This is a genomic window from Shinella sp. GW835-FHT14H05 (genome assembly GCF_058793575.1).
The window spans coordinates 1,488,199-1,501,226 of the sequence record NZ_JBXAFY010000001.1; the positions used below are offsets into that span (position 1 = coordinate 1,488,199).

Genomic DNA, 13,028 nt, shown 5'->3' on the forward strand with positions numbered 1-13,028 from the left:
ACACGCCTGCGAGCGGCGCGAGCCTGCCCCATCCGGGCACGCTCGCGCCGCTTCGGCATTGTCCTATGCGGTATCGAGGACCTTGGAGATTTCCAGCGCGAGCTGCTGCTGCGTGTAGGGTTTTCCAAGGCGGGCGACTTCGAAGCCGAGTTCGGCTGGCAGCTCGGAATATCCCGACGCGATCAGGATGGGCAGGTCCGGGAACAGGGCGCGGGCGGCCTTTGCGAGTTCGCCGCCGTTCATTTCCGGCATGGAATAGTCCGTTATCAGGAGGTCGATAGGGCCGTCCTGCTTGAGACGTTCGAGCGCGTCCCTGCCCGAATGCGCTTCCACGACCTCATGGCCGAGGTCGGCCAGCATGTCGACCGAACTCATCGCGATCAGGAAGTCGTCGTCAACCAGCAGGATGCGCTTGGGGCCGGAGTTGCGGCCTTGCGGGGAGGGTGCCGGTTCGCTGGGCTGGGCGGGCGCCTGTTTCGAGACGGGAACCCAGAGTTCGGCGGTCGTGCCTTTTCCTGGCGCACTGATGAGCCGCAACCGGCCTTTCAGCTGTAGCGCCAAGCCGTGTATCATCGACAATCCCAGCCCCGTGCCCTTGCCGAGTTCCTTCGTCGAGAAGAAGGGCTCGATTGCCTTCTGCAAGGTTTCCTCATCCATGCCATGGCCCTGATCGGTCACCGAAAGAACCCCGTAGCGCCCGGGTGCAAGCTCGTCTTCCCGGAGCGCCAGCTCTTGCTCGGTCAGGCCGATGCGGATGGTGCCGCCGTCCGGCATGGCATCGCGCGCATTGACGACGAGGTTGAGCAGCGCCAATTCCAACTGGTTGGAATCGGCGAGCACCGGATCCAGGTCGTCGGGGATGGCGGTTTCGATGACGACGCTGGTGCCCACGGAGCGCTTCATCAGGTCGGCCATTTCCCGCACCAGTCCGGCAAGATCGACCGAACCGATGTGGAGGTCCTGGCGCCGGGCGAAGGCGAGAAGCCGCTGTGTCAAGGATGCGCCACGCCTGGCGCCCTGGAGAGCGCCGTCGATCAGCCTGATGGCATTCGGATTGTCGCCGGCGTGTTTTCGCAGCAATTCCAGATTGGCCAGCACGGCCATAAGCAGATTGTTGAAGTCGTGCGCGACGCCGCCTGTCAGCTGGCCGATCGCCTCCATCTTCTGGGCCTGCCGGAGCTGTTCTTCGGCATGTTCGCGCTGTGCCACTTCGGCCATCACGACCGCATGGGCTTCGTGCAGCTCGGCCGTGCGCTCCGCCACCCGCTCCTCGAGCACTTCGTTAAGCTGGCGCTGGTGTTCCTCCGATCGCATCCGGGCGGTGATATCAGAGGACACGCCGACCATTTTTACGGCTTTGCCGCTTCGATCCCGGTAGAGCTGCGCCCTGATTTCCGCCCAATGCGCGGAGCCATCCGGCCAGATCGTGCGATATTCGATCGCGTAATCCGCTCCCGTCTCGATGGTCGCCTTTACCGCGGCTTTCATTCGCTCCAGGTCGTCCGGGTGAATGCCGGCGAGGAGTTGCGCATAGCTGAACGTCTCCTCCGGATCGCGCCCGAAGACGGCGCGGCAGGTCGGCGACGTCGTCAAGGCGGAGGTGGCGAGGTCGAGCTCCCAGGCACCCAGCCGGCCCGCTTCCAGGGCCGTCTGAAGCCGTCTTTCCCCTTCGTCCAGGGCTTCGATGCGCAGCCGGGCCTCATATTGCCGCCGGCGACCGCGCAGCGCCGAGCGCGCGACGCTCACGAATGTCGTGGCGTGGAACGGCCGTTCGATGAAACTCACATTGCCCAACGTCTCCAAAACCCTTGCGGCGGCAGGGTTGCGCTCCGGCCCCCCGCCGCGATGCGTGAGGATGATGAAGGGGAGGTCAGACCAGCTTGGCTGCGTCTCTATCCAGCTTGAAATCTGCCGAAGGTCGGATGAGCGAAGCGCCTCTTCGGTGATAATCACGAAGGCGGTGTCTTCATTGAGCGCGTCGATGAAGGTTTGGAGATCGCCAGCCGTCTTCGACGGGATTCCGGCTTCGACCAGGAGCGAGGCGGCGATCTGGGCATCGCGTCCCATCGGGGCGTGGATAAGGGCGAAGGCGTGTCTACTGGGAATCGTCCTGGCCCTCTTTTGCGGATGTCAGCAACGGCTGTCTTTAGCCGACGAAGGTCGGCACGCCGCGCAAAACCCCCTGGAAGCCGGAAAGCGGTTCGCCCAACACCAGTCCGGTATTGCCGATGCGGAATTCACGGATGGTATCTTCGTGCCAGCCGGTGCGCTTCTTGATAACCGAGACCGCGCGCCTGACTTTTCCAAGCGCTTCGAAATAGCGCAAAAGAATAACGGTGTCGGCAAGATAGGTCACATCCACCGGCGATTTCATGTCCCCGACGAGGCCGTGTTGGGCGACCGTGACGAACGTGTTGGTGCCCTGGCGATTGAGGTATTGCAGCAGCTCGTGCATGTGGAGAATGAGCGCATTTTCTTCCGGCATTGATGCCTGGTAGCCGTTGACGCTGTCGATGACGACCGTCTTCGCGTCAAAACTCGCGACGCGGTCGCGGACGCGTTGGGTGAATTCCCCGGGCGACAGCTCTGCGGCATCGAGCTGCTCGATATGGATCAGCCCATCCCGCTGGTATTGTTCCAGATCAAGGTTCATGGCCTTCGTGCGGGAGAACAGCAGTCCCAGCTCTTCGTCGAAGATGAAGATTGCCGCCTTTTCTCCCCGTTGCACGGCAGCCTTGACGAATTGCAGTGTAAAGAGGCTCTTGCCCGTGCCTGCCGGGCCGATGAGGAGCGTGCTCGATCCGCGCTGAATGCCGCCGCCAAGCAACTGGTCGAACTGAACAATGCCGCTTTTCAGCGTATCGCGCTCGAAGCTCGCCCGATGTTCTACCGCGCGCAGCCGCGGGAAAACGGCCACGCCGCCAGTCTTGATGACGAAATCATGGTATCCGCCGCGAAAGGCCTGCCCACGGTATTTCGTCACCCGCAAGCGACGTCTTTCAGAGCCGTAGTTGGGTGCGAGCTGCTCCAGATGGATTACGCCATGCACGATGCTATGGACAGTCTTGTCGAGGTTATCCGCGGTCATGTCGTCGAGCAGCAGGACGGTGGCACCAGTCTTCGAGAAGAAGTGTTTCAGGGCCAGGATCTGCCGGCGATAGCGCAGCGAACTTTGTGCCAGAAGCCTGATTTCGGAGAGGCTGTCGAGCACCACCCGGTTCGGTTGCAGGGTCTCGAAAGCCTCGAAAATCATCTTTGTCGTTTCGCCAAGCTCCAGATCCGAGGAGTAGAGCAGGCTTTGGCGCTGGTCTTCGTCCAGCAGGCTTTCCGGTGGCACGAGCTCGAAAATCTTGATCGCATCCGCGATGACCATGCCGTGCGACGCCGCGCTGTCGCGCAGTTCCTCTTCAGTCTCGGACAGCGTGATGTAGAGACACGTCTCTCCACGCGCGGCACCCTCCTGCAGAAATTGCAGCGCAATCGTCGTCTTGCCCGTGCCGGGCGACCCTTCGAGAAGAAAAACGTGACGGCGCGTCAGACCGCCGGCCAGGATATCATCAAGACCTTCAACGCCCGTAAGTGCCTTTGTCTGTGTGGTTTCGCCCATGCATCTTCCTCTATCGCGTCGGGCGATACATAGAGCCGGCCCGTCACATGGCAACAGCGGCGAGGCGGGGCGAATGTCCAATTTTGGTTACATTGCTGGGAGTGCCTCGTTTATCGACGACAGGCTTGGAAGCGCAAGAAGCCGATCATAAAGGCCGTCGTCCGTACGATGCCCGCCCCATTGCAGGCAGTCGGCAAACTTTCGCCGCCTTTGATCCGCGTCCAGCGCATCCTCGCGCGAGCCCTTGGCATGCAGGCGCACGTGGCGCAGGACGGTTCCATTTTTCAAGGTCACGGCGACAAGGTGGGGCAGGCGTTCGTGACCGCGCTCTTCTTCCGCCGTATAGGAAATCATTTCGATCCGGTCCATGAGCACCTGGATCTGCGGGCGATGCAGGGCGGACGGTTCGAAATCCTTCAGGCTGAGCCCGTCATGCACCAAGGCCGTCGCCAGACAATAGTGCATCGAGAACCGGGCCTGCATGCCGTTCTCCGGTTCGCGATAAACAAGGTTGCGTACGGCGGAGAGTCCAACCTTCGTTTCGATGCGCGCGATGTCCGCCGCTGTCAGATTGTACTCGCGCTTGAGGTCGAGAAGGGCGTCGATTGCCCGATGGGTCGAGGCGCAGCAAGGGTGGCGTTTGGTGACGAGGCCGCGTGTTTCGATGACATGCGCGTCCTCCGGATGCCAATCTGCCCAGCCTCGCGGTTCGTCGCCGCCGAAGAGATCGAGAAAACCTTGCGGCCTCTCCAGAATATCGAGCCGGCCGGCGCTGCCGGCAAACGCAAGGCGGGCGGCCTCGACGGCGTTGCGCGCGGCGATGCCGGCGTGAAGCGGTTTTGCCGGGGTGCCGAATTGGCCCTTGGGGCCGCAGGCCATCGAGGTCGCAAGGCTCATCGCCTGGGCCGTCTGCTCGATGCCGGCGCCCAGCAGGCGGGCGACACCTGCCGCGGCGCCGATCGTGCCGACGGTCGATGTGCCATGCCAACCTCTGTTGTAATGCGAGGGGTTGACGCCGAAGCCGACGGCCGCCTGCGCTTCCAGACCGGTCAGGTAGGCTTCCAGAAAGTGCCGACCGCTGGTGCGGCCCGCGCTGGCTACGGCAAGAAGGGCCGGGACGAGGACGGCGGAGGCATGCGCCCGGGCGGGGTGGAAGTTGTCGTCGAAGTCCAGCGCATGCGCCGCCGTTCCATTCACCAGGGCGGCAAGCGAGGAGGGCGCCGCGCCGCCGGTGACCAGCCAGCAATCGCCGCCGCTGGACAGTTTGTCACGAAAAGCATCGACGACGGCCTGCACGGCCGGATCGTGGGCGCCGGCAATCATGCAGCCGAGCGTGTCGATGACGGCATCGCGGGCACGCTCCATCGCGGTCTCGGAAAATGTGGTTCGCAGGGAAAGGCGGCGCGCGATTTCGGGAAGTATGCTGGTCATTGACGAATGTCTCTCGCTAGGCTTGGTTCGCGGGCGAAAGTGTTCGACTTTTCGGCAAGCCACAATCTTATGCGGTTTTGCGGTAGGTCTATCGAGGAATGGGGTGTTCATGGCGAAAGCGGAGAACGCGGCGATCGGCCTGAAGCATATCGAAGCCTATGACGCCATTGCCGCGACCGGCTCGACGATTGCGGCTGCCGCCGAGATCGGCATTTCGCAGTCCAATGCCAGCCGCCTGCTCCAGCAGCTCGAAGACTATCTCGGCGTGCGCCTGTTCGACCGCGACAAGAACCGCCTGTCGCCGACGCGCGAAGGCTTGCAGCTGGGGCCGGAGATCCGCGCCATTTCAGACCGGCTGCGCGCGCTGAAGACCGCGGCGATCGAGCTGGAAAGCGGCCGCTCGCGCGACATGCTGCTGAGGCTCGCCTTTCCGGCCAGCCTGTCCTTTACAGCGGTGCCGAAGATGATCCGCGCCTTCCTGTCGGCCAATGGGCCGATGCGGGTGGAGATCGCGTCGGGAAGCTATCTGGCGATCGAGCGCATGGTCGCCGATGGCGAAGCGGATATCGGGTTCGCGCGCCTGCCGTTTGCAACCCCCGCCTTGCGGCAGGAAAGGCTCCTGCCGTCACGCGTCGTCTGCGCACTCCATGTCGACCATCCGCTGGCCTGCCGCGCGTCGCTGGCGATCGCGGATCTGAAGGGGCAGGACCTGATCGTGCTCAACCGGGAACGCCCCGTCCGCCATCAGCTGGAGGCGCTTTTCTACCAGCATGGCCTTCGGCAGCGGCCGCTTCTGGAAGCGCATTCGGTGGCGAGCGCCTGCGCACTGGCCGCGGAAGGGCTCGGCATCGCGCTGGTCGGCGATCTGATCGCCCGGGAATTTGCCAACCTGCCGCTGCGCTTCATCGACCTTGAGCCGGAGCTGCCGGTCACCTATTGCCTGATCAGCGGCGAAAAATACCCGCTGCCCAAGACAGCCGGCCTTTTCCTGCAAAACATTGCCGGCTGGGGGGCCTGACCATGCATAAGCCGAAGGTGCCGTTGCCATGAACATCCGCTTGCTCGAAGTCCTGCGCACGCTGCTTGCGACCGGCTCGACGATTGCGACCGCCAAGGCCATGGGCCTCAGCCAGTCGGGCGTGAGCCGCATGCTGCAGCAGCTCGAAAGCGATCTCGCCATCACACTCTTTGCCCGCGACAAGGGGCGGCTGATCCCGACGCCGGAGGCGGTGGTGCTCGGGCGTGATGCGGAAAACGTGCTGCTCGCCGTCGAGCGCATGTCCGGCCATGCCGAAGACCTGCGCAGCGGTGCGTCCGGCCCGGAAATCGTCCGCATCGCGCTGCCGAGCAGCATGTGGGAGAACTTTGCGCCCGCCATGCTGATCGACTATGTGCGCGATTTTCCGGGCGTGCGCATCGAGACCTTCTTCGAAACGACGACGCTGATCAGCAAGCTGGTCGGCGATCGGGTCATCGACCTCGGTTTCCTGCGCATGGAGGGCGAGACGGGGCCGGGCATCGTGGTCGACAAGGTGGCGAGCGGCCAGAGCGTCTGCGTCCTTCCGAAGGACCACCCGCTGGCCGAGCTTGATGAAATCACCATCAAGCACCTCAAGAACGTGCCGCTGATCCTGATCGGCAAGCAGAGGCCGAACCGCATGGCGCTCGACCAGGCCTTCAAGCGGGCAGGGGTGAAGCAGATGGTGAAGATCGAGACCCATACCAACAGCTCGGCCTGCTCCTATGTCGCGCACGGGCTGGGCATCACGATCATCAGCAGCTTCTATGCGAATCTCTACCGGCACCTGAACCTCGTGCAGCGCCCCTTCATACCGACGGCGACGCAGGAATTCGGCCTGGCGCGTGCGGACGGCGTGCCGCTGTCCATCGCGGCGCAAGGGCTGAGCGATGCCTTGAAGAGACAAATCCAGCTCTCCCAAAGAGGCGAGTGAAATCAATCGCATGACCGTCAGGAGCCGGCGTTTTCGCTGTCGGCGTTCCTTCCGAAGTCTGCATAAACATATGACGAAAACGCATAATATTGCGCGTCTTTGCTCATTCCCTCATAGTCTTAGGCAACGAAACCGATGGCGGCGGATGCAAGTCCGGCCGCCAATCGTGGGGAACCCATGTTACGTTTTATCCTCAATCGCCTCGTGATGGCGCTTCCGACGATCGTGCTCGTATCGATCACGGTCTTCGCGCTGATCCGCTTCATTCCCGGTGATCCCGCCGCCCTCATGCTCGGCGATATGGCGCAGCCCGACCAGATCGCGGCCATGCGCGTCGAGCTCGGCCTCGACAAGTCGATGCCGCAGCAGTTCCTGATCTGGGCCGGCAATGTGCTGCATGGCGATTTCGGCCGGTCGATCGTCAACGACGAGGCGGTGCTGCCGCTGGTGGTCTCGCGTTTCCTCGTCAGTGCCGAGATCGTTGTGGTCGCCGTGCTGCTCGCGAGCCTCATCGCCGTGCCGGCCGGCGTGATCGCCGCCTGGCGCCAGAATAGTTTGACGGATCTGGCGCTGGTAGGCACCGCGACCGTGCTTCTGTCGATCCCGACCTTCTGGCTCGGTCTTCTTCTGCTGCTGTTCTTCGGCCTCAAACTCGGCTGGCTGCCGGTGCTCGGTTATGTCTCGATCGGTGACAACGTCGTCGGCGGCCTGCTTTATCTCGTGCTGCCGGTGATGACGCTCGTCATTCACGAAATGGGCGTGCTGATCCGCATGGCGCGCGCCTCGACGCTGGAAGTGCTGCGCCTCGATTACATTACCCATGCCCGTGCCAAGGGCCTTTCGGAAAGTGCTGTGCTCTGGCGGCACGCGTTCAAGAACGCCTTCGGCCCGACCTGGACGATGATCGGCCTGATCCTTGGCAATCTCCTCGGCGGCATCGCCGTCATCGAGACGGTGTTCACCATTCCGGGCCTCGGCCGGCTGATGGTCGATAGCATCTTCGCCCGCGATTACCCGGTCATCCAGGGCTGCCTGCTGTTCGTGTCGCTGTCCTACGTGCTCGTCAACCTCGTCGTCGACCTGCTGTATCCCCTCTTTGATCCGCGGGTTGTTGCCGAATGAAAAAGGTCTCTCTCAACGGGCTCATCGGCGGCACGCTGATCGCCATCCTGCTCATCACCGCCGCCATTGGCCTCGTCTGGACGCCGTTCGATCCGATGAAGCTGTCCTTCACGGCAAGGCTTGCCGCACCGAGCGACGCGCACCTGCTCGGCACCGACGAATTCGGCCGCGACGTGCTCAGCCGCCTGATGATCGGTGCCCGCGCCAGCGTGTGGATCGGGGTGCTGACCGTCGGTTTCGCGACGATCTGCGGCACGCTCATTGGCCTCGTCAGCGGTTATGCCCGCGGCTGGGTGGATGGCGTCATCATGGCGGTCAACAATGCGCTGCTGGCCTTTCCAGGCATCCTGCTGGCACTCGGCCTGCTCGCCGTCTTCGGCGCCAACCAGTACGGCATCATTTTCGCGCTCGGCATCGCCTATACGCCCTCCATGGCCCGCGTGGTGCGCGGCGCCGTGCTGTCGCTGCGCGAACGCGAATTCGTCGAGGCCTCGCGGGTGATGGGCAATGGCGAGCTTTTCACGATGTTCCGCCACATCCTGCCGAATTGCCTGGCGCCGATCACGGTGCTCGCGACCTCGATGTTCGGCTGGGCGATCCTCTCGGAAAGCGCGCTCTCCTTCCTCGGCCTCGGCGTACCGCCGCCGGCGCCCACCTGGGGCAACATGCTGGCCGCCGGCCGGCCGTTCATCGAGCAAGCCGTCTGGCTCGGCCTGTTTCCCGGCCTCTGCATCGCACTGACGCTGCTCGGCATCAATCTTCTGGGCGATGCCCTTCGCGACAGGCTCGACCCGCGCATGAGAGGTCTGAAATGACGGTGGACACGCTTCTGACGGTTCGCGGCCTCACGCTGGAGGTCGCCCGGTCGGGCCACAAGGTGGTCAACGATATCTCGTTCGACATCGCCGCCGGCGAAATCTTCGGCATCGTCGGCGAAAGCGGATCGGGCAAGACGCTCGCGACGCGCGCGATCATCTCGCTGCTGCCCCCGGCCATCAAGGTCGTCGGCGGCGCGGTCCGCTACAAGGGCCGCGACGTGCTGACGATGAAGGACAGGGACCTGCGGCGCCTTCGCGGTGCGGAGGTCGGCGTCGTCTTCCAGGAGCCGATGACCTCGCTCAACCCGTCCATGACGATCGGCCGCCAGCTCGAAGAGGGCCTGATCCTCCACACGAAACTGTCGCCGGATGAACGCCGTGCGCGAATCCTGGAGATGCTGCGCCGGGTCGGCATCCGCGATCCGGAAGGCGCGCTCGCCTCCTATCCGCACGAGTTTTCCGGCGGCATGCGCCAGCGCATCATGCTGGCCTCCGTCATGCTGCTGAAGCCCGCTTTGTTGATCGCGGACGAGCCGACCACGGCGCTCGATGCGGTCATCCAGCGCGACGTCATGGAACTGATGGTGGAACTGACGCGGGCCGAGGGCACCGCCGTCCTGCTGATCAGCCACGACCTGCCGATGGTGGCGCGCTACACGAGCCGCATCGTGGTGATGGAAAAGGGCGCGATCGTCGAGCAGGGGCGTACCGAAGACCTGCTGGAGGCGCCGCAGCATCCCTATACGAAAAAACTTCTCTCCTCGCTGCCGTTCCGGGGCGAACCGCGGTCTATCGACACGGCGAAGGCGCCGATGGTCTCGGCCCGCGACATCGTTGTCGATTATGCCGGCCGCAAGTCGCTATTGAAGAAAGCCGCGGCCAAGCGGGCGCTGCATGGCGTCAGCATCGATATCCATGAGGGCGAGGTCGTGGCGCTCGTCGGCGGATCGGGCTCCGGCAAGACCACGCTTGGCCGCACCATTGCCGGACTGGTGAAGGAAAGCGGCGGCCGGATCCAGTTCCAGGGCCGTTCGCGCGACGAGGACTGGCAGGATTACCGGCTGAATTGCCAGATGGTGTTCCAGGATCCCTATTCCTCGCTCGATCCGCGCATGACGATCCTCGCGCTGGTCGAGGAGGCGTTGCGACTGGTGCCGGGCCTCGATGCCGCTGCAAAACGCAAACGTGCGCTGGAAACGCTGGAGGAGGTCGGCCTCAATGCCGATTATGCCAGCCGCTACCCGCATGAACTCTCCGGCGGCCAGCGCCAGCGCGTAGCGATCGCCCGCGCCATCGCACGCCGGCCGCGCTTCCTGATCGCCGACGAGCCGGTCTCCGCGCTCGACGTGACGGTGCGGGCGCAGGTGCTCGCGCTCTTCTCCGACCTGCAGAAACGCTACGGCTTCTCGTGCCTGTTCATCAGCCACGATCTCGGTGTCGTCGAGCAGGTCGCCGACCGCGTCGTCGTGATGCAGGACGGCCGCATCATCGAAGAGGGCGACCGCGACACGATTTTCGACAGCCCGAAGGAGGCCTATACGCGCCGTCTCCTCTCGGCCATTCCCGCCCTCGACCAAAATGCGCGGGGCGGCGTGTCCCTCAAATGGCGCCTGGAGAACTGACGTGGACAGGCTGATGAATTCTGGAGGCGCGGCCGACCGGCTCACCGCCATTTGCGACGCCCAGCCCTTCGTGACGCGCTTCCTCGCGCGCAACCTCCTGACTGGCGAGACCTATGAGCGCGGCGCCGACGAGGAGACACCGTCCGCCAGCACCCGCAAGACGTCGATCATGATGGCGGCGCTGAAGGCGGCCGAGGAGGGCCGGCTCGATCTCGACGAGAAGATTACCTACGAGGCGCGCTATGCCGAGGAAGTGGCGAGCGGCATGTTCCGCTACCTGACGCCCGGCATCGTCATTTCGCTGCGCGACGCCATCACCGGCATGATGGTGCTGAGCGACAATGTCTGCACCAAGATGGTGTTCGAGCGGCTGACGCTGGAAGAGGTTGATGGCTATTGCAAGGCGATCGGCATGGCCGGCACGCATCACCGCTTCCTCATTCCGCCGCTCGCGCTCTCGCCGGATCACGCGCTGACCTCCGTCACCACCACGACGGCGCGCGACCAGGCATTCCTGCTGCAGGCGATTCTCGATGCGCAGACGTCGCAGGAGACTGCCCGTCTGTTGGGATGTTCGCAGGCGCTCTGCGCCTACGCGCTGCAAACCCTGAAGAACCAGATCCTGCGCTACGCGATCCCCTCCAGGCTGCCGTTCGGCGCAGTCGTGGCGCACAAGGGCGGCACGGGAAAGCGTGGGCGCATGAACTGCGGCATCGTCTACCGCGACGCAAACCCCTTCTACATCCTCTGCGCCTTCACCGACGAAGTGCCGCAGGCCATGCCCGACGGCACGCCGGGCTACACGCTATCGCTGGAAACCATCGGCAGGCTCTCGCGCGCCTGCTGGGACGAGTTCCAGCCCCAATGATCAACAAGAGAAAAGAGGGTAGAACAATGAAAACGCTTCTTCTGGCAGGCACCGCCCTGCTTGCCTTGGCCCATGCCGCCGCCGCGCGCGACATCACCGTCGCGCAGAGCTCCGACCTGCGCAGCAACAATCCCGGCGTCAACCGCGACGGCAACACCGACGGCGTGATCCTGCATATCGTCGAAGGCCTCGTCGGCTACAACAACAGCGGCGAGGTCAAGCCGCTGCTCGCCAAGAGTTTCGAGACCTCGGCCGACGGTCTCACCTATACGTTCAAGCTGCGCACCGACGTGAAGTTCCACAACGGGAAGCCGTTGACGGCGGAAGACGTCGTGTGGAATTGGACGCGCTACCTCAACCCGGAAACGAAATGGACCTGCCTGTCTGATTTCGCCGAAGGCGGTGCCGCTGCCGTCACCGGCGTCAAGGCGGTGGATGCGTCCACAGTCGCGATCACGCTTGCCAAACCCTCGGCCGTTTTCCTCGGCCTGATGTCGCGCCCGGAATGCGGCTATACGGGCATGATCTCGCCTGACTCGCTTGCCGCCGACGGCAGCTTCGACAAGCCGATCGGCACCGGTCCGTTCCAGTGGGACGAGTGGAAGAAGGGCGAGTACATCCACCTCGCCAAGTTCGCCGACTACGTGTCGCCGGAAAATGATGGAAAGCCGGATGGCATGGTCGGCTCCAAGCGGCCGCTCGCCGATGGCATCAAGTTCATGGTCATTCCGGACGCCTCGACGGTGAAGGCGGGCCTTCAATCGGGCGTGCTCGACACGGCTGAAATTTCGCCGGACCTCATTCCGGAATTCAAGTCCAGCGACAATACGCAGCTCATCGTCTCGCGCAACAACGGCAAGAACCTGTTCTACATCCAGACCCGCGACAAGGTGCTGAGCAAGCCCGGCGTGCGCCGCGCCATGGCGATGGCGCTCGATCTCGACGAGCTCGTCGCGGCCGCCTCGAATGGCACCGGCGAGGCGAATGGTTCGATGGTCTCGCAGGACTCCGTCTATTTCGACGAGATCCAGAAGAAGCGTCTGCCCTACGATCTCGAAGCCGCCAAGAAGGAACTGGCGGATGCGGGCTATAATGGCGAGCCGATCTCGATCATCGCCAACAAGCGCGGCAACGTGCCGAGCTTCCCGGTCGCCGTCATGGCGCAGGCGATGATGCAGCAGATCGGCCTCAACGTGGAGATCGAGGTGCTCGACTATGCGACGCAGGTCGACCGCCGCCGTTCCGGCAATTACCAGGTGATCTCGCAGTCGGTCGCGCCGCGCCTCGACCCGGCGCTGATGTACGCCTTCTATGTCGGCGACAAGGACAAGAACGCTTCGCTGATGTGGGACGATCCCAAGGCCGTCGAGCTGATGAAGGCCGCCTATATCGAAGCCGATTCTGCCAAGCGCCAGAAGATCTTCGACGAGTTTCATGAACTGATGCTCAAGGAAATGCCCGGCATCTTTCTCTATGACATGGTCGACGTCTGGGGCGCCACGAAGAAGCTGAAGGGCCAGCCCGTCTGGCAGTCGAACACGCGCCTCTGGGAAGTGTCCGTCGAGGACTGAGCCCCGACGCCGCGCCGGCAGCGGACCCCGGCGCGGC

At 63.7% G+C, this 13,028-nt stretch carries 10 protein-coding genes; 7 read left to right on the forward strand and 3 right to left on the reverse strand.

The window, feature by feature from the left end; genetic code table 11:
* Positions 1 to 63: 63 nt before the first annotated feature.
* The 3 genes from AC1Q6Z_RS07250 to AC1Q6Z_RS07260 form a co-directional block, all read right to left on the reverse strand.
* Positions 64 to 2,067 carry an ATP-binding protein gene (locus tag AC1Q6Z_RS07250; RefSeq protein ID WP_492647205.1) on the reverse strand — a complete coding sequence of 668 codons (2,004 nt, stop codon included), beginning with the start codon at positions 2,065 to 2,067 and terminating at the stop codon, positions 64 to 66.
* Positions 2,068 to 2,146: 79 nt separating this feature from the next.
* Complete coding sequence (locus AC1Q6Z_RS07255) at positions 2,147 to 3,607, reverse strand: ATPase domain-containing protein (protein ID WP_492647206.1); 1,461 nt, start codon at positions 3,605 to 3,607, stop codon at positions 2,147 to 2,149.
* An 87-nt stretch (positions 3,608 to 3,694) separates the two neighbouring features.
* The gene (locus AC1Q6Z_RS07260) at positions 3,695 to 5,038 is read right to left on the reverse strand and encodes an MmgE/PrpD family protein (protein ID WP_492647207.1); all 1,344 of its coding nucleotides are present in this window, start codon (positions 5,036 to 5,038) and stop codon (positions 3,695 to 3,697) included.
* A gap of 109 nt (positions 5,039 to 5,147) precedes the next feature.
* Here AC1Q6Z_RS07260 and AC1Q6Z_RS07265 point away from each other — a divergent pair, with 109 nt between their 5' ends.
* The 7 genes from AC1Q6Z_RS07265 to AC1Q6Z_RS07295 all read left to right on the forward strand — a co-directional run bounded on the left by AC1Q6Z_RS07265 (position 5,148) and on the right by AC1Q6Z_RS07295 (position 12,991).
* Positions 5,148 to 6,056, forward strand: coding sequence for a LysR family transcriptional regulator (locus tag AC1Q6Z_RS07265; protein ID WP_492647208.1), 909 nt, complete (start codon positions 5,148 to 5,150; stop codon positions 6,054 to 6,056).
* Between the two features lie 28 nt (positions 6,057 to 6,084).
* Positions 6,085 to 6,990, forward strand: coding sequence for a LysR family transcriptional regulator (locus AC1Q6Z_RS07270; RefSeq protein ID WP_256115945.1), 906 nt, complete (start codon positions 6,085 to 6,087; stop codon positions 6,988 to 6,990).
* 177 nt (positions 6,991 to 7,167) lie between these two features.
* Positions 7,168 to 8,112 (forward strand): ABC transporter permease, encoded by a 945-nt coding sequence (locus AC1Q6Z_RS07275; RefSeq protein WP_439628405.1) that lies wholly within the window; start codon positions 7,168 to 7,170, stop codon positions 8,110 to 8,112.
* Positions 8,109 to 8,927, forward strand: coding sequence for an ABC transporter permease (locus tag AC1Q6Z_RS07280; RefSeq protein WP_256115943.1), 819 nt, complete (start codon positions 8,109 to 8,111; stop codon positions 8,925 to 8,927). Before AC1Q6Z_RS07275 ends, AC1Q6Z_RS07280 begins: the two co-directional genes overlap by 4 nt.
* A complete protein-coding gene (locus tag AC1Q6Z_RS07285; protein WP_439616749.1) occupies positions 8,924 to 10,552 on the forward strand; it encodes an ABC transporter ATP-binding protein in 1,629 nt (542 codons plus the stop codon). Before AC1Q6Z_RS07280 ends, AC1Q6Z_RS07285 begins: the two co-directional genes overlap by 4 nt.
* 13 nt (positions 10,553 to 10,565) lie before the next feature.
* The gene (locus AC1Q6Z_RS07290; RefSeq protein ID WP_492647209.1) at positions 10,566 to 11,420 is read left to right on the forward strand and encodes a serine hydrolase; all 855 of its coding nucleotides are present in this window, start codon (positions 10,566 to 10,568) and stop codon (positions 11,418 to 11,420) included.
* 26 nt (positions 11,421 to 11,446) lie between these two features.
* On the forward strand, positions 11,447 to 12,991 hold the full coding sequence (locus AC1Q6Z_RS07295; RefSeq protein WP_492647210.1) for an ABC transporter substrate-binding protein: 1,545 nt from the start codon (positions 11,447 to 11,449) through the stop codon (positions 12,989 to 12,991).
* Positions 12,992 to 13,028: the final 37 nt, after the last annotated feature.